The following is a 17206-nucleotide window of genomic DNA, read 5'->3' on the forward strand; positions in this document are numbered from 1 at the left end:
TACCTGAGGTGATCACTGGCCCTGGGAAGGGCCCCCGGTGAGGGGCTCAGCTCTTCTCGAAGCGGAAGCCCACTCCACGCACCGTCGCGATGTAGCGGGGGTTCGCCGCGTCGTCGCCGAGCTTCTTGCGCAGCCAGGAGATGTGCATGTCGAGGGTCTTGGTGGAGGACCACCAGGTGGTGTCCCAGACCTCGCGCATCAGCTGGTCGCGCGTGACGACCCGGCCGGCGTCCCGCACCAGGACCCGGAGCAGGTCGAACTCCTTGGCGGTGAGCTGGAGTTCCTCGTCGCCCATCCACGCCCGGTGCGACTCGACGTCGATCCGCACCCCGTGCGTGGCCGGCGGCTGCTGCGGCTCGGCGGCACCGCGCCGGAGCAGGGCCCGTACCCGGGCGAGCAGTTCGGCGAGCCGGAAGGGCTTGGTGACGTAGTCGTCGGCGCCCGCGTCCAGGCCGACGACGGTGTCCACCTCGTCGGCCCGCGCGGTCAGGATGAGGATCGGCACGGTGTGGCCGTCGGCCCGCAGTCGGCGGGCGACCTCCAGGCCGTCCATGCCCGGCAGGCCCAGGTCCAGTACGACCAGATCGACGCCGCCCTGCATTCCGGCGTCGAGCGCGGTGGGTCCGTCCTCGCGCACCTCGACCTCGTAACCTTCGCGGCGCAGGGCGCGGGCCAGCGGCTCCGAGATGGACGCGTCGTCCTCGGCGAGCAGTACACGGGTCATGCAGTGATGGTAGACCGCCCGCGTGCGGTGCTGGGGTGTGATCGCCACCAGGAACTCTTACCTTCGCACGCCGCCGGCACAAGGCTGGTACGAACCATTGCTCTGGGGATGCGATCGTAGGAAGGACCTTCGATTCCGGTCCCACAGTTCCCCCGACACCTGTGATCCGCGTCTCAAGTCCTTCCATATCCGGCACTGTCCTGTCTTAAAGTGACCTGAACGCCTGTAGTACACCAGGGGACCTTCGGCGGGCAGATGACGCTGAAGGTCTCTTTTGTGTGCGGGCTGATCAAGATCAGCCTTGAAAGGAATGACCTCTGGCCGGGCTCCGCAGCGCACTGCGCGACGGGGCGTGGATCCCGGTGGTCGCCGTCCACCGCCTCCGAGACCCGGATGCGGAATCCCCTCGGGCGTTGGGGGCGGACGACCGACCGTGCCGGTGCCGGCCCCCGCCGGGCGCGCAACGCTCCACAAGCGCGTCCCGACCAGCAAGGAACGACCATGGCGTCCAGCCTGACGAAGGACTCGGTCCGCCCGGGCACCCCCGGTTCCGAGAAGACCTTCTTCGGCCACCCCCGCGGCCTGGCCACTCTCTTCATGACCGAGATGTGGGAGCGCTTCTCCTACTACGGCATGAGGGCTCTGCTCCCGCTGTACCTGGTGGCTCCGGGCGGCCTGCACCTGAGCGCGGGCACGGCCACCGCGATCTATTCGGTGTACGTGTCGCTCGTGTACCTGCTCGCCCTGCCCGGCGGCTGGGTCGCGGACCGCTTCCTCGGCCCCCGCAAGACGGTCGCCGTCGCGGGCGTCATCATCATGCTCGGCCACCTGTGCCTCGCGCTGCCCGTGGCCGCGAGCTTCTTCGTCGGCCTGGGTCTCGTCGCCGTCGGCTCGGGTCTGCTGAAGGCCAACATCTCCACGATGGTCGGCCACCTCTACAAGGGCCCGGACGACCCGCGCCGGGACGGTGGCTTCACCCTCTTCTACATCGGCATCAACCTCGGTGCCTTCGCCGCGCCGCTGGTCATCGGCACCGTCGGTGAGAACGTCAACTGGCACTTCGGCTTCGCGCTGGCCGCGCTCGGCATGGCGCTGGGTCTGGCCCAGTACCTGCTGGGCGGCCGCCACCTGAACCCGAAGAGCAGCGAGGTCCCGACCCCGCTGACCCCCGCGGAGAAGTCCGCCACCCTGCGCAAGGGCCTGATCTGGCTCGTCATCGCCGCGGTCTTCTACGGCGTCGTCGGCGGCACCGGCCACTTCACCCTGAACTGGGCGCTGATCCCGCTCACCCTGATCGGCCTGATCATTCCGATCCTGGTCATCGCCCGCATCCGCCGGGACAAGGACCTGGACTCGGCCGAGAAGTCGAAGGTGTCGGCGTACATCTGGTTCTTCGTCGCCGCCGCCGTCTTCTGGATGATCTACGACCAGGGTGGTTCGACCCTGTCGCTCTTCGCGGACGGCTCGGCCAAGAACTCGATCGCCGGCTGGACGTTCCCGGTCTCCTGGTACCAGTCGGTCAACCCGGTCATGATCATGGCGCTGGCGCCGGTCTTCGCCTGGCTGTGGCTGTGGCTGAACCGGCGTGGCCAGGAGCCGAGCACGATCGTGAAGTTCGCCTCCGGCCTGGTGCTGATCGGTGCGTCCTTCTTCCTCTTCCTCGCCCCGCTGTCGATCGCCGAGGGCGGTCACAAGGCCGCGGCGATGTGGCTGGTCGCGATCTACTTCGTGCAGACCGTCGGTGAGCTGACGCTGTCTCCGGTGGGTCTGTCCGTCACGACGAAGATGGCGCCGAAGAAGTACGCCTCGCAGATGATGGGCGTCTGGTTCCTCGCGGTCACCGCGGGCGACTCGATCACCGCGCTGGTGTCCAACCCGGCCATCGGCGGCGTCAACCTCGACAAGATGGGCTTCGTCGCCCTGGAGGCCGTGCTCGCCGTCATCGCCGGTGCGGCGGTGTGGATGTACCGCAAGAAGGTCAACAAGCTGATGGGCGACGTGCACTAGTCGTCCGGGCCCGGCCGGGAGAGGGCCGCCGCATCCCTGTGGGTGCGGCGGCCCTCTTTCATGTCAGGAGGGTCGGCCAGGTCAGGGGGGTCAGCGTGCCCGTCGTTTCGGCATGAACGTGAACACCGCGCCGCCCAGCAGGATCGCCGTTCCCGCCACCAGGCCGAGGGCCTTCAGGGCGCCGTGGTCGCTCGCGCCGGTCTCGGCGAGGCCGCCGGAGCCGGAGGTGCCGCTGCCGCCGCTCGTCGAGCCGCCGGAGGTGGACGTGCCTCCGGACGCGCCACCCGGCTGCCCGCTGGTGTCCAGGGTGAGCGAGACCTCCGTCCTCGTCGGCGTGCACGTCGTGGTCGTACCGAGCGCCTTGATCGTCAGGACGCCCGGGGACAGCGTCGAGGTGCCGCTCGCGCCGGGCTTGTAGGTGCCCGTGAGGTCGGGGATCTCGATCGGGTCGCCGGACTTGATGTCCTTCGCGTTCGTCGGCCCCTCCACATGGACCGTGCCCTTGTCGGCGCCGCCCAGCACCACCTCCATGGACGGCTTCACGGACCCCTTCGGGATGTCGGCGGGGCTGTTCATCACCGACTTCTTGAACTGCACGGTGAGATCGAAGTTCCCGCCGTTCTTCCTGGCGTTGATCTGCACCGGCGAGGTCGCGTTCTTGTCGCCGATCGGGGTCTTGCAGGCGTAGGGGACCTGCACCTCCTTGCCGGTGTAGTCGGTCTGGCCGCTGGACGTGGCCGTGGGCGTGCCCGACCGGGTCGGGGTCGACGACTGAGTGGGACTGCTCGACCGGGTCGGCGGCGCGCTCGACGTGCCTCCCCCGCCCCCACCCGTCACCTGGATGGTCGCCGCCTTCTGCACGGTCTCCTTCGGCGTGCACTTGGTGTCCGTCGACATCGCGTTGACGGTGTACGCGTCCGGTGTCAGCGTCACCTCGCCGGCCGTCGTCAGCTTGATGCTGCCCTTCATGTCGGACAGCACCATGGCGCCGCCCTTGGGGATCGCGGGGTTCGTGCGCGTCCCCTGCATGGCGATGTCGGCGACCTGCGCCCCGGCCGCCTTCAGCACGCCGGACGGCTGGACGGAGTTCGCGGGCAGGTCGATGATGTCGGGATTCCTGGACGCGGCCTGTACGAACTTCCACACGACGTCCACCGTGTCGCCGACCTTCGCCGTGGCCGGGGCCGTGATGTCGACCTTCGTGGTGCCGTCGATCGGGCTGATGCCCGCGGGCGGCACACAGTGGGTGGCGTACGACACCTCGGCCGCCTGCGCGGGGCTCGCGGCGAGGCCCAGCAGGACACCCGCACCGCCCAGCGCCAGCGCGGCGCCCGCGGCCGTACCTCTCCTTCGGATGCTCACGTCGGTCCTTTCGTGATGGGAGTCGTGGGACTCGTCGGGCTGTCGGAGTGCGGTGCGGAGAGCCGGCCGGCCGGGTCGCCCGGGACGGAGTCCGGGGCGAACCACGGCAGGGTCGGGTTCGTGGGGGGCGGTTCGGTGGTACGGCCGCCGGTGCGGGGCAGCCGGGGCAGGCGCAGGGTGCGGGTGAGGCGGGCGGTGTTCGGGCGGCGCGGCCGCACCCGGTCCACCAGGGCCATGCCGACGCGGAACAGCGCGGCCGGGACGACCAGGCAGAGCAGGATCCAGAACAGCGTCACGCCCCAGGGGCGGCCCACGCCCCACGGCTGTTCGGCGAGGACTCTGCCGTCGTACTTCAGCGACACGGTGTAGTCGCCGTGCGCCCCGGCGGACAGCTCGACCGGCAGTCTGATCTCGGCCTTCCTGCCGGGCGCCAGGGTGCCGTGCCACTGCCGGTCGTCCCACTGCGGGGCGAAGACGCCGTGCGCCGAACCGACTTGGAACACCGGGTCCTTGATCGCGCCGGCGCCGGTGTTGCCGACGGTGAAGACGAGGGTGCGGCTCGGCGGCGCCCCGAACCAGGTGAGCAGTCCGCTCGACCCGGTGAGCCGCGTGTCCGACAGGACCGCCAGCCGCCCCCCGGACTGTTCGGCGGGCAGCGGGGCGACGGGATGGCCGGCGACCTGCAGAACGGCGTCCGCCTCGGCCTTGGCGCCGGTGACGGTGGCCACGTGCACCATACAGGGGCAGGGCACGGGCGGCTCGGCGACCGGAAGCTTCCGGCTGAAGGCCCCCTGGGCATCGGTGGTCACGGCCCGCCCGTCCCCGTTGGCGCACGAGTTGGTTCCGCCGATGACGCCCCGGTCCGGTGTGGCCCGCCCACATACCAAGACCACCAGCAACGTGCGCGCCCTCCAGCCACTACCGCTGACGGTGACCGAGCCACCGGCACCGGCCTGAGCCACCGACAGCTTCACAACGGGGCCGCCCGCCGCGGACACCGGGCCACCGGCAAGCAGTGCAAGCACCACCACCAGCACCGTCGCCGGCCGCAGAGCCCATGCCTTCCCGCTCACTTCACCGCCCCTTTCGTCAACTCACCGCCGGGGCACGGGGCGTCGGCAGCAACAGCACCTTGCCGCCTCGGGCCTGAGAGCACCGGGCGGGGTGACGGGCGACCGCCACCGGCCGCCGGGACACCGGGGGCCGGGACACCGGGCGTCGGGACAGCCGGGCCCGCGTCCTCGGGCGCCGGATCGTCGGAGGGCGTGTGGCGGTGCCGCCTGCGGACTGCGAACATCGCGGCCGCCCCCGCGAGCAACGCGCCGCCCGCCGCCGTCGGCCACGGCACGAACCGGACCGACGTGGTCGCCGTGTCGTGGGCTCCGCCCGGGGCCGTGACCGTCAGCCGGATGTCGACCGCGTCCAGCGCGGGCCGGTCGGGCCAGGGCTCGGTGAGCCTCAACCGGGCGCCGGGGCGCAGGTGGACGAGGAGGGTGCGGGGCGCCCGGTCCAGGACCCGGCCGAGGACGCCGTCCGCGCGCACCGCGAGCCTCGGCACGAGGACGGTCGTACCGCGGTTGACCAGCTCGTACGTGATGCCGTCGGCGTGCACGGCGAGGTGCTCGACGGTCAGCGCGGCGAGCGCCGGGCCACCGACGCGCAGCCGGACCGGGACGGTCGCCGTCCGCCCCCGCGTGTCCCGCGCGACGACGGCACCGGAGCGGTCGCCGGGCGCGGCCCCGGCCGGCACGGTCACTGTGAAGGGAACCTCGGCGCGGGTGCGGGCCGGGACGCGTATCCCGTTCTCGGCCTTGCCGGCGAAGACGGTCCGCAGGCCGCTTCCGGACAGCCGTACGACGACCGGCGCCCGCCCGGGATTGGTGACGACCACCGTGTCCTGCAGGACCGACCCCGGCGGACCCTCGGCGTAGAAGGACGGACGGCCACCTCCCGCGGGCGCGACGGACCACTGCGCGGGCGCGGCGAAGGCGCCGGGTGCGGCACCCAGCAGGGCGCACAGGCACAGGGTCGCGGGCAGGGCGACGGCCGGGAGCAGCGCCTTGGTCCGGGGCGGGCGCCGGTGGCTGGTCAGGGCGCGGGACCCTGGCAGGCGTCGGCGGCGCGGCAGAGCACAGCTCAGCGCGCGGGTCAGGGCGCGGACGGTGGACGGCATGGGCGGCTCCAGCGGTTGGCCCGGACTTCGGCGGTGGCCGCCGGGCTTCGGCGATCGGCCTGGGCTTCGCCGACGACCTGGGCTGCTACCGGGCTCCAGCAGTCACCCGGGGCTCCACCAATCGCCCTGGGCCTCGGTGGTGGTCGTCGGGCCGGGTCAGCGGCGGAACGGCCGGCCGCGGCGGGTGAGCCAGAGGATGCCTGCCGCTCCGGCGAGGAGCACCGTGCCGCCGAGGGTGCCGAGGGCGATCGCGCTGTCCTCGGGCCCGGTCTGTGGGAGCTGTCCGCCGGAGGAGGAACCGCCCGAGGTCGCGGACGACGAGCCGCCGGCCGCCGTCACGTCCAGCGTGAGCCCCGGCCTGGGGCTGTTGGTCGGTGTGCAGGTCGTCGTCGTACCGAGCGCCTTGATGATCAGCGTGCCCGGCGTGAAGGTGACCTTGCCGGTCTTCTTCGGCGTGTAGGTGCCGGTCAAGTCGCTGATCTTGATCGGGGTGTTGGCGGGGATCGCGGCCGCGTTGGCGGGCCCGCTGACCGGCAGCGTGCCGCTGTCGGCGCCGCCCAGCCTGATGCTCGCGCTCGGGGTCATCGCACCCTTGCCCAGCTCGACGGGGCTGGAGGAGACGCCCTTCTGCCAGGACATGGTGATCTTGTAGCTGCTGTCGCTCTTCACGCCCGTCATGTCGATGGGCGAGACGGCGCTCTTGACGCCGATCGGGGTCTGACAGCGGTAGTCGACGTCGACGACATCGGCGTGGGCCGCCGGCGCGGCCAGCAGCACCGCCGAGCCGGCCAGGGCCGCGGCGGACGCGAGCGCGGCGGTTCGTTTCGGGTACGACACGGTCGGTCCACCCCATTCATTCCGGATTCGCTGCGACGAGCGGTTCCTGACGAGGTATCAGATTCGGCCGTCAAGGTACGCCGGGCGCCGCGAGGAGGGAAGACGCAGCACACGCCGGAGTTGTGGCGATCCGGCGTGTATGACGCGTGGCTGGAGTGGAGGGTGGGCCCGGGCGGGCCCGGGCCTCACGGCCTGTGCAGCACCTCAACACGGCGTGCAGGCCACGTACTTGAGCGGCAGCTCGGCCTCGTCGAGGGTCTCGCCGCAGTGCAGGGCGGCGAGCGCGGTCTCGGCGGTGGGCAGAGCGAATGTGCGCGGGCGGCGCCGAAGCGGGGCGCTCACGCCGGGGCGCCCAGCTCCGCCCACACCGTCTTGCCCGGCCGGCCCGCGGCGCGGACGACGCCCCAGTCCAGGCACAGCCGCTGCACGATGAACATGCCGTGGCCGCCGGGGCGGCCGGCGCGGTGCGGGGTGCGGGGGGCCGGCTGGCCGGTGCCGCGGTCCGAGACCTCGATCCGGATCACCTTGTTGTCGCAGGCCAGGAGCAGTTCGTCGGGGCCCTCGGCGTGCAGGCAGGCGTTGGTGACCAGTTCGGAGACGACGAGCAGCACATCCTCGGCCGCGGCCCGCTGGTCGGCACCGGCGGCGGGCAGCCAGCCCCATGCGTGCAGCGCCTGGCGGGCGAAGTCGCGGGCGAGCGGGACGACCCCGCTCTCGCCCTGCAGGCCGATTCTGCGGACCTGCGGTCCGCCGGTGCCCTGAGTGCCGCCGGCGGGGCCGGGCGGCACGGACGGCGCGGCTGCCCCCGTGGGCGCGCCTGCCGTCGGCGCACCCTCCTCGGACGCCCCGGAAGCGCCGCTGGGCTCCGGGCCGCGGTCGCCCGGCGAGTAAGGCCGGGTGGTGCTCATCAGCGCTTCACCTCACCGATTCACCAGTTCATGATTCAACGGCCGGCACTGGTCCGTGCCGGCCGGTCCGTACGTCGTCCGCCTGCTGTCCATACGTCGTCCGCAAGCCGTCCGCGCGGGGTGTCCTGCTCGCCCGTCCGTCGCACGTATGTCCGTCCAGTCGTTGCGCCGGTCCCGGGGCGGTCCGGGCCGGCGGTCGTCAGAGTGTGCCCGCCTTCTCCTGCCCTCTCCTGCCCGGCCGATCCGGCACAACACCCCTGTTTTCGGCGTGCCGGACACGGGCGCCCGGCGCCGGTGGCACGGGGGAGGGCGGGGACGGCGGACTCAGCCGGCGCCGTCGGCCAGGGCCGCCTGAACGGAGTCGTGCACGGTGAAGACCGCCTCGGCTCCGGTGATCTCGAACACGCGGGCGACCACCGGCTGCATTCCCGCCAGATGGACCCCGCCACCGGCGGCCTCCGCCTTCAGCCGGGCGCCGAGCAGGACGTTCAGCCCCGTGGAGTCACAGAACTCCAGGCGCGTGCAGTCCACGACGAGGCGTGAGAAACCCTTGGCCAGAAGATCATCGAGGGGCTCACGCAGAAGATCGGCGGTGTGGTGATCGAGCTCACCCGCTGGTGTCACAACGGCGCTGGAGCCCTCTTCCCGCACCTCCACCAGAAGCCGGCCCGACTGTGCGCTGCCGACCGTCCCGTGGTCCATGCCGTGTCTCCCGAGGTCGCGGACGCTGACTGCCCTCGAACATTACGCCCTCCCCGCACACTCCGACACCTAAGGAACCTCACAGAACCGGACATACCCGAACAGAACGCACTTGCGATCGGCTCGGTCGAGCAGGTAGGGCTAGTAGGGACACCTATTCCTACACGCCGGCTTCGGAGGCGCCGCACACCGCAGTGCACGCATGGCTTCGGCAGCCGTATGCCGAGAACGATGGAGGACACCATGTCACCCCGGCTCGACGCATCGCATACCCCGGTCGCGACGTCGACACCCCCACCGGAACAACTGGATCATCCCATCGACGCCCTCGACCCCTTCGAGGGACTCCCGGAGATCCCCCCGTACGACGAGATCGGCCCGGTCGACGCGCGGGCCCTGTCCAAGACCCTCTTCGAGCGCCTCCAGTCGCTGGAGGAAGGGACGCACGAGTACTCGTACGTCCGCAACACGCTCGTCGAGCTCAACCTCGCGCTCGTCAAGTTCGCCGCCTCCCGCTTCCGCTCCCGCAGCGAGCCTATGGAGGACATCATCCAGGTCGGCACCATCGGCCTGATCAAGGCGATCGACCGCTTCGAGCTCTCCCGCGGGGTCGAGTTCCCGACCTTCGCGATGCCGACCATCATCGGCGAGATCAAGCGTTTCTTCCGTGACACCTCGTGGTCCGTGCGCGTACCGCGCAGGCTGCAGGAGCTGCGCCTGGACCTGGCCAAGGCCGGGGACGAGCTGGCCCAGCGGCTGGACCGCGCCCCGACCGTCCAGGAGCTGGCCGAGAAGCTCGGGATCTCCGACGACGAGGTCGTGGAGGGCATGGCCGCCTCGAACGCGTACACCGCCTCCTCGCTGGACGCCCAGCCCGAGGAGGACGAGACGGAGGGCGCGCTCGCGGACCGCATCGGGTACGAGGACCACGGGCTGGAGGGCATCGAGTACGTCGAGTCCCTCAAGCCCCTGATCGCCGAACTCCCGCAACGGGACCGGAAGATCCTCTCGCTGCGTTTCGTGGCGAACATGACCCAGTCGGAGATCGGCGAGGAACTCGGCATCTCCCAGATGCACGTGTCCCGGCTGCTGTCGCGCACGCTGGTACGGCTGCGCAAGGGTCTGACACTCGAGGAGTGACCTCCGCGTCCGCTGCTGTGACGCCTTCGCGGCGGCCCGGCCACCCACGCCGGGCCGCCGCGGCGTTCCGCCGCCGGACCCATCTCTCCGAGTGGCGCGGGTATCCCGGACTCCGCCCGCCATTCCCGGTTCCCGGCCGCCCTCACGCCCAACTCGCCCCGTGATCCCAACCGTTATGCGGTTACCCGCGGAAACCTCTTTTCCCGGCCGTCCCCCTCGACCACTATGGCCCCCCTGACTGGCTACTGTTCGGTATGTCGGACCGGGGCCCGCAACGGCGCGGTGCCCGGGGTGTGAGGAGGCTGGACGCATGGCTCAGGGGGACGGGGCCGGTACGGGCGGAACCGAGACGGGCGGCACCGGAGCGCCCGGGGAGCACGAGAACGCGCCGGACGCCCGGCTGACCGAACTGCTCCGCTCCCCCACGGCGACGGCGTATCCCGCCCTGCAGGAACTGCGCCGCCGGCACCACCCGGCGGTGCTGGCCTACGCCCGGCTGTGCACCGCGGGCGAGTCCGCCGCCCGTCGGCTGGCGGCCGAGGCCTTCGCCACGGCGGCCCGCGAGACGGCCCGGGGCGTCGACCCCGCAGTCCCGCTGCGCCACCGGCTGCTGCTGCTCACCGCGCGGCTGGCGGCCGGCTGGGCGCGCGACGATCGCTCCGCCGGCCTCGACCCCGGACTGCTGCTCGTCCTGAACGCCTCCGGCCTGCCCGAGGGCCCCACCCCGCCCCTGCTCCCGGCGTTCGGCTCACTGCCCTCCCGTACCCAGGGCCTGATCTGGTACGGCGTGCTGGAGGCGGAGCCGCAGGACCGCACCGCCGCCTTCCTCGGCCTCAGCGGCGTCGACGTGGCCTACGGCACCCCGCAGGCCCTCAAGGCCCTGGGCCAGGCCTGCCTGCGCCACCGTCTCGCCGCCTCCGACGACCCGCGCTGCGCCGACTTCCGCCGGCTGATCGAGGAGGCGGTACGGCCGGACGGCCCGCGCCGCAGCGCCGACCTGGACGCCCACATGGCCCGCTGCCCGCACTGCACGGCCGCGTTCGAGGACCTGCGAGCCCTGCGGGACGCGCCCCGGCAGGCCCTGGCGGAGGGCCTGCTGCCGTGGCAAGGAACGGCGTACATACGCGCCGCGGAACCCCCGGCCGCCCCCGGCCCGGCTGCCGTACGTCCGTCCTGGCCACCCCGGCGCCGCGTCCTGCTGGCCTCGGCGGCCCTGGGCGTGGCCCTGACCCCGCTCCTGGTGTTCCTCCTCACCCCGGCACACACCGACGACCAGCAGCCGACCGCCGCGACGCCCACACCGCCACCGGTGACGATGACAGCGACGCCGACGCCCTCCCCCACCCCCACCCCGTCCCCGTCGCCGTCCCCCACGATGTCCCCGTCTCCCAGGCCCTCTTCCGCCACGCCGAGCCCGTCCCGCCCGACCACGCACCCACCGCGCACCCAAAAGCCCACTCCCAGGCCGTCGCCCTCGTTCACACCGCCCGGCACCTCCTTCACCCAGGTGGTGAACCTGGCGACGGGCCGCTGCCTGGACATCCGCGACGGCGACGTGTCCCAGGGCAACGACGTCATCACGGCCCCCTGCTCCTCCGCCGACACCCAGCGCTGGCGGTTCGACACCTACCTGGGCGTCCTGCGCTCGGCGGCCGACGACGACTTCTGCCTGGACAGCCGGGGCTCGACCGACCGCGGCGTGGGCATCTGGACCTGCGACTCGGTCTACGGCAGCAACGGCGAGAACCTCCGCTTCACCATCGACCCCGACGGCACGATCCGCCCGAACATCGCCATCGAGACAGCGGTGACCCCGGACGGCCGGTGCCGCGTGTCACTCCAGCCCCTGGACGACAACGGGGAGCAGCGGTGGCGGGCGGGGGCACGGTGAGGCGGGCCGTCCTCCGCCGCCGAACCCCGCTCAGACCACGCGTTCGCCGCGCCGCCACACCCCGCTGACCAGGGGCACGCCCGGGCGGTAGGCGAGGTGGACGTGGCTGGGCGCGTCCAGGAGGGTGAGGTCGGCGCGGGCGCCGGGGGTGAGGTGACCGATGTCGGTGCGGCGCAGGGCCGCCGCACCGCCCGCCGTGGCCGACCAGACCGCCTCGTCCGGGGTCATCCGCATGTCGCGGACGGCCAGGGCGATGCAGAAGGGGAGCGAGGAGGTGAAGGAGGAGCCCGGGTTGCAGTCCGTGGACAGGGCGACCGTGACGCCGGCGTCCAGCAGGCGGCGGGCGTCCGGCCACTCGGCGCGGGTGGAGAACTCGGCGCCGGGCAGCAGGGTGGCGACCGTGTTGCTGTTCGCCAGGGCGTCGACGTCCGCGTCGGTCAGGTGGGTGCAGTGGTCGGCGCTCGCCGCGTCCAGTTCGACGGCCAGCTGGACGCCGGGGCCGTACGAGAGCTGGTTGGCGTGGATGCGGGGGTGGAGGCCCTTCGCCCTGCCCGCCGTGAGGATCGCGCGGGCCTGGTCGCCGTCGAAGGCGCCCTTCTCGCAGAACACGTCGATCCAGCGGGCGTGCGGCGCGCAGGCGTCCAGCATCTCGCCGGTGACCAGGGCGACATAGGCGGCCGGGTCCTCGGCGTAGTCGGGCGGGACGACGTGCGCGCCGAGGTACGTCACCTCGTCGGTGTGCCGGGCCGCGAGGCGCAGCGCGCGGTACTCGTCCTCGACGGTCAGGCCGTAGCCCGACTTGGTCTCGAAGGTCGTCGTGCCCTGGCGGAGGGCCTCGTCGAGGTAACGGGTGAGGTTGGCCTCCAGGTCCGCGTCGCTCGCCGCCCGGGTGGCCGCGACCGTGGTGCGGATGCCGCCCGCGGTGTAGGAGCGGCCGGACATGCGGGCGTTGAACTCCTGTGTGCGGTCGCCGGCGAAGACCAGGTGCGAGTGGGAGTCCACGAAGCCCGGCAGCACCGCCCGGCCGCCCGCGTCGACCCGGTTGTCAGTGGCGGGTGCTTTGCTGGATTCACCGGTCCACGCGACGCGGTCGCCCTCGATGACGACGGCCGCGTCCTGGATCAGACCGAGAGGGGAGCCGTCACCTAGGGAGGGGTCGTTGGTGACCAGCGTGGCGATGTTGGTGATGACGGTGCTGCTGCTCATGGTGTCCTCGTGGGTGGTGGTCAGGAGCGAAGGGCTTCGACTGCCCGCGCGAGGGCCTGTGGCACGTCGGGCACGAGCGTGTGCGCCCCGTCGCGTACGACATGCCGACCGCCGACGACCGTATGCCGTACGTCCGCTGCCGTCGCGGCGAATACGGCCGTCTCGGCGCCCAGCCTGGGCAGCGGGCCCGCTGTCCTGACCGAGTCCAGGGCGATCGTCGTGAAGTCGGCGAGGGCGCCGGGCTCCAGGGTGCCGGCCTGGTCCCAGCCGAGGGCGGCGTGGCCGTCGGCGGTGGCGGCCCGCAGCAGGGCGGCGGCCGTCCAGTGCCCCCGGGTGCGGGTGCGCAGCCGCTCGTTCAGCTCCATCGCGCGTGCCTCTTCGAGCAGGTCGATGACGGCGTGGCTGTCGGAGCCGAGGGAGAGCGGGGAGCCGGCCCGCTGCAGGGCGACGGCCGGGCCGATGCCGTCGGCCAGGTCCCGCTCGGTCGTCGGGCACATGCAGGTGCCGGTGCCCGAGCCGCCGAGCAGGGCGATGTCCTCGTCGGTGAGATGGGTGTTGTGCACGCCGGTGGTGCGCGGCCCGAGGACGCCGTGGTCGGCGAGCAGCCGGGTGGGCGTGCAGCCGTGTGCGGCGAGGCAGGCGTCGTTCTCGGCGGTCTGCTCCGACAGGTGTACATGCAGCGGGGCCCGCCGCTCCTCGGCCCATCCCGCCACGGTCGCCAGCTGCCCGGCCGGCACGGCCCGTACGGAGTGAATCGCCGCCCCGATCCGCGCGTGATCCCGCTCCTTGAGAACTGCACAGCGTTCGGCCCAGGCCTCCGCGCTGCCGTCGGAGAACCGCAGCTGGTGGGCATTGGGCTCCTCGCCACTGTGCTTGTCCAAGATGGCGGAGGACAGGTAACAGGTGTCGAGGAGGGTGATCCGGATGCCGGCCTCGGCGGCGGCGTCGATCAGTGCCTCGCCCATGGCGTTGGGGTCGGCGTAGGGGGTGCCGCCGGGCGCGTGGTGCACGTAGTGGAACTCGCCGACGCAGGTGACGCCGGCCAGGGCCATCTCGGCGTACACCGCGCGCGCCAGGGCGTGGTAGGTGTCCGGGGTCAGACGGTCGGCGACGGAGTACATCACCTCGCGCCAGGTCCAGAAAGTGCCGGAGCCGACCTGGACGGTGCCGCGCAGCGCCCGGTGGAAGGCGTGGCTGTGGGCGTTGGCGAGCCCCGGCAGGGTGAGCCCGCGCAGCACCTCGGCGCCGGGCGGCGGGGTGGGCGCCCCGGTGCGCACGGCACCGATCCGCCCACCCTCGGTCTCGACGACGACCCCCAGCTCGACGTTCGTGCCGAGCCAGGCGTGCTCCAACCAGTAGGTCCGCTTGGTCACCTGCAGGCCAGCCCTTCCAGTACGTCGGCGAGCGCGCGCACCCCGGCCACACAGTCGTCCTCGGCGGCGAACTCGGCCGGGGAGTGCGAGACACCGGTGGGGTTGCGCACGAACAGCATGGCGGTCGGAATGCTGCCGGAGAGGATTCCGGCGTCGTGTCCGGCCCCGGTCCCGAGGACGGGCACCTTCAGGCCGGTGTCCTTGCCCAGGATGCGGCCGAGTTCGTCGCGCAGGGCGTGGTCGAACTCGACGACGGGCGTGAAGGACTCCCGGACGACGTCCAGGTCGATGCCGTGGGCGTCGGCGTACTCCCGCGCTGCCTTCTCGATCCCGCCGACCACCGTGTCCAGGGTGTCCTGGTCGGCGGCGCGGGAGTCGAGCCAGCCGCGCACGAGGGAGGGGATCGCGTTGACCCCGTTGGGCTCCACGGCGATCTTGCCGAAGGTGGCGACGGCACCGGCGAGTTCGGCCTCGCGGCGGGCGGCGAGCACGGTCTCGGCGTAGGACAGCATCGGATCGCGGCGGTCGACCAGCCGGGTGGTGCCGGCGTGGTTGGCCTCGCCCCGGAAGTCGAACCTCCAGCGGCCGTGCGGCCAGATGGCACTGGCGATGCCGACCCGGTCGCCGGACAGGTCCAGGGCCCGTCCCTGCTCGACGTGCAGCTCGACGAAGGCGCCGATCCGGGCCAGCCGCTCCGGGTCGGCCCCGATGCCCTCGGGGTCGTAGCCGGCGGCCTCCATGGCCTGCGGGAGGCTGACCCCGTCGGCGTCGGTGAGCCGGTGCGCCTGCTCGGCGGTCAGCCGCCCGGCGGTGAGCCGCGACCCGACACAGGCGAGCCCGAACCGGGCCCCTTCCTCGTCCCCGAAGTTGACGATGGCCAGGGGCTTCGCGAACCGCACGTGCCTGCTCCGCAGCTCGTCGAGGGCCGCGAAGGAGGACACCACACCGAGAGGGCCGTCGAAGGCACCACCGTCGGGCACGGAGTCCAGGTGGGACCCGGTGACGACGGCGTCCCCGGCGGCGGGGTCACCCAGCCAGGCCCACTGGTTGCCGTTCCGGTCCACCTCGTACGTCAGCCCACGCCCCTCGGCCTGCTCCCTGAACCAGGACCGGCAGTCGGCGTCCGCACCGGTCCAGGCGTAGCGCCGGTAGCCGCCGGAGGCGGAGCTGCGGCCGATCGGCAGCAGCTCCGCCCACATGCTGTGGAAACTCACGCCTCGTCACCCTCGCGCATGGGCACCCGGACACCGCGCTCCTCGGCCACCGACTCCGCGATGTCGTACCCGGCGTCCACGTGCCGGATGACGCCCATACCCGGGTCGTTGGTGAGCACGCGCCGGATCTTCTCGCCACCCAGCTTCGTACCGTCGGCCACCGTCACCTGCCCGGCGTGAATGGAACGGCCCATGCCCACACCACCACCGTGGTGGATGGAGACCCACGACGCCCCGGAGGCCACGTTCACCATGGCGTTCAACAGCGGCCAGTCGGCGATCGCGTCGGACCCGTCGAGCATGGCCTCGGTCTCGCGGTACGGCGAGGCCACCGAGCCGCAGTCCAGGTGGTCGCGGCCGATCGCCAGCGGAGCGGCGAGCTCGCCGGAGGCCACCATGTCGTTGAAGCGCTCGCCGGCCTTGTCGCGCTCGCCGTAGCCGAGCCAGCAGATACGCGCGGGCAGACCCTGGAAGTGGACGCGCTCGCCGGCCATCTTGATCCAGCGGGCCAGGGACTCGTTCTCCGGGAACAGCTCCAGGATCGCCTTGTCGGTCTTGGCGATGTCGGCGGGGTCGCCGGACAGGGCCGCCCAGCGGAAGGGGCCCTTGCCCTCGCAGAACAGCGGGCGGATGTAGGCGGGGACGAAGCCGGGGAAGGCGAACGCCCGGTCGTATCCCGCGAGTTGGGCCTCGCCGCGGATGGAGTTGCCGTAGTCGAAGACCTCGGCGCCGGCGTCCATGAAGCCGACCATGGCCTCGACGTGCTTCGCCATCGACTCGCGGGCCCGCGTGGTGAAGCCGGCCGGGTCCTTGACAGCGGCGTCGGCCATGTCCTCGAAGGTCACGCCCACCGGCAGGTAGGACAGCGGGTCGTGGGCGGAGGTCTGGTCGGTGACGATGTCGATGGGGGCGTTCATCGCGAGCAGCTGCGGGACCAGCTCGGCCGCGTTGCCGAGGACGCCGATGGACAGCGGCTTGCGCTGGTCGCGCGCCTCCACCGCCAGCTGGAGCGCGTGGTCGAGGGAGTCGGCCCTGACGTCCAGGTAGCGGTGCTCGATGCGGCGCTCGATGGCGCGCGGGTCGCAGTCGATGCAGATCGCGACGCCGTCGTTCATGGTCACGGCGAGGGGCTGGGCGCCGCCCATGCCGCCGAGGCCGGCGGTGAGGGTGATGGTCCCGGCGAGGGTGCCGTTGAACTTCTTCGCGGCGACGGCGGCGAAGGTCTCGTAGGTGCCCTGGAGGATGCCCTGGGTGCCGATGTAGATCCAGGAGCCGGCGGTCATCTGGCCGTACATGGTCAGGCCGAGGGCCTCCAGACGGCGGAACTCCTCCCAGTTGGCCCAGTCGCCGACCAGGTTGGAGTTGGCGATCAGGACGCGCGGGGCCCACTCGTGGGTCTGCATCACGCCGACCGGGCGGCCGGACTGGACCAGCATGGTCTCGTCCTGCTTGAGGGTCTTCAGCGTGCGGACCATGGCGTCGAAGGAGCGCCAGTCACGGGCGGCCTTGCCGGTGCCGCCGTAGACGACGAGCTTGTCGGGGTGCTCCGCGACCTCCGGGTCGAGGTTGTTCTGCAGCATGCGCAGTGCGGCTTCCTGCTGCCATCCCAGGGCGCTCAGTTCCGTGCCGCGCGGTGCTCGTACGGGGCGGGGTCCCGACATCGTCTGCC

The 17206-nt window shown here is 72.3% G+C and carries 15 protein-coding genes; 3 read left to right on the forward strand and 12 right to left on the reverse strand.

The features are described 5' to 3' along the window. Positions 1–46 precede the first annotated feature (46 nt). Positions 47–724, reverse strand: a complete 678-nt coding sequence (locus ACZ418_RS12045) for a response regulator transcription factor (protein ID WP_020940464.1) — start codon at positions 722–724, stop codon at positions 47–49. Positions 725–1225: 501 nt separating this feature from the next. Between ACZ418_RS12045 and ACZ418_RS12050 the strand changes: the two genes are divergently transcribed. Next, positions 1226–2731, forward strand: coding sequence for a peptide MFS transporter (locus ACZ418_RS12050; RefSeq protein ID WP_468360934.1), 1506 nt, complete (start codon positions 1226–1228; stop codon positions 2729–2731). A 90-nt stretch (positions 2732–2821) separates the two neighbouring features. On the opposite strand, the gene ACZ418_RS12055 is transcribed toward ACZ418_RS12050, so the two are convergent. The 7 genes from ACZ418_RS12055 to ACZ418_RS12085 all read right to left on the reverse strand — a co-directional run bounded on the left by ACZ418_RS12055 (position 2822) and on the right by ACZ418_RS12085 (position 8713). Then, complete coding sequence (locus ACZ418_RS12055; RefSeq protein ID WP_468360937.1) at positions 2822–4093, reverse strand: hypothetical protein; 1272 nt, start codon at positions 4091–4093, stop codon at positions 2822–2824. Beyond that, positions 4090–5166: a hypothetical protein gene (locus ACZ418_RS12060; protein WP_468360940.1), complete on the reverse strand. Its 1077-nt coding sequence runs from the start codon at positions 5164–5166 to the stop codon at positions 4090–4092. The genes ACZ418_RS12055 and ACZ418_RS12060 overlap by 4 nt, the downstream gene beginning before the upstream one ends. Then, complete coding sequence (locus ACZ418_RS12065; protein ID WP_468360943.1) at positions 5163–6266, reverse strand: COG1470 family protein; 1104 nt, start codon at positions 6264–6266, stop codon at positions 5163–5165. Before ACZ418_RS12065 ends, ACZ418_RS12060 begins: the two co-directional genes overlap by 4 nt. 156 nt (positions 6267–6422) lie before the next feature. Continuing rightward, complete coding sequence (locus ACZ418_RS12070) at positions 6423–7103, reverse strand: LPXTG cell wall anchor domain-containing protein (RefSeq protein ID WP_468360946.1); 681 nt, start codon at positions 7101–7103, stop codon at positions 6423–6425. A gap of 204 nt (positions 7104–7307) precedes the next feature. After that, the gene (locus tag ACZ418_RS12075; protein WP_468360949.1) at positions 7308–7445 is read right to left on the reverse strand and encodes a hypothetical protein; all 138 of its coding nucleotides are present in this window, start codon (positions 7443–7445) and stop codon (positions 7308–7310) included. Continuing rightward, positions 7442–8011, reverse strand: coding sequence for an ATP-binding protein (locus tag ACZ418_RS12080; protein WP_468360952.1), 570 nt, complete (start codon positions 8009–8011; stop codon positions 7442–7444). The genes ACZ418_RS12075 and ACZ418_RS12080 overlap by 4 nt, the downstream gene beginning before the upstream one ends. Before the next feature lie 324 nt (positions 8012–8335). Beyond that, a complete protein-coding gene (locus ACZ418_RS12085; RefSeq protein ID WP_468360955.1) occupies positions 8336–8713 on the reverse strand; it encodes an STAS domain-containing protein in 378 nt (125 codons plus the stop codon). A 243-nt stretch (positions 8714–8956) separates the two neighbouring features. Here ACZ418_RS12085 and ACZ418_RS12090 point away from each other — a divergent pair, with 243 nt between their 5' ends. Beyond that, positions 8957–9853, forward strand: coding sequence for an RNA polymerase sigma factor SigF (locus ACZ418_RS12090; RefSeq protein ID WP_468360958.1), 897 nt, complete (start codon positions 8957–8959; stop codon positions 9851–9853). Positions 9854–10163: 310 nt separating this feature from the next. Continuing rightward, a complete protein-coding gene (locus ACZ418_RS12095; RefSeq protein WP_468360961.1) occupies positions 10164–11744 on the forward strand; it encodes an RICIN domain-containing protein in 1581 nt (526 codons plus the stop codon). A 30-nt stretch (positions 11745–11774) separates the two neighbouring features. Here ACZ418_RS12095 and hutI read toward each other — a convergent pair whose 3' ends face one another. The 4 genes from hutI to hutU are packed head-to-tail and all read right to left on the reverse strand — an operon-like array spanning position 11775 to position 17198. Beyond that, complete coding sequence (gene hutI, locus ACZ418_RS12100) at positions 11775–12950, reverse strand: imidazolonepropionase (RefSeq protein ID WP_468360964.1); 1176 nt, start codon at positions 12948–12950, stop codon at positions 11775–11777. 20 nt (positions 12951–12970) lie between these two features. Next, a complete protein-coding gene (locus ACZ418_RS12105) occupies positions 12971–14323 on the reverse strand; it encodes a formimidoylglutamate deiminase (protein ID WP_468360967.1) in 1353 nt (450 codons plus the stop codon). Then, positions 14320–15537: an allantoate amidohydrolase gene (locus ACZ418_RS12110; RefSeq protein WP_468360970.1), complete on the reverse strand. Its 1218-nt coding sequence runs from the start codon at positions 15535–15537 to the stop codon at positions 14320–14322. The genes ACZ418_RS12105 and ACZ418_RS12110 overlap by 4 nt, the downstream gene beginning before the upstream one ends. Then, positions 15534–17198 carry a urocanate hydratase gene (hutU, locus tag ACZ418_RS12115; RefSeq protein ID WP_468360973.1) on the reverse strand — a complete coding sequence of 555 codons (1665 nt, stop codon included), beginning with the start codon at positions 17196–17198 and terminating at the stop codon, positions 15534–15536. Before hutU ends, ACZ418_RS12110 begins: the two co-directional genes overlap by 4 nt. Between the last annotated feature and the right edge of the window lie 8 nt (positions 17199–17206).

This window comes from Streptomyces sp. NPDC030820, assembly GCF_055572075.1.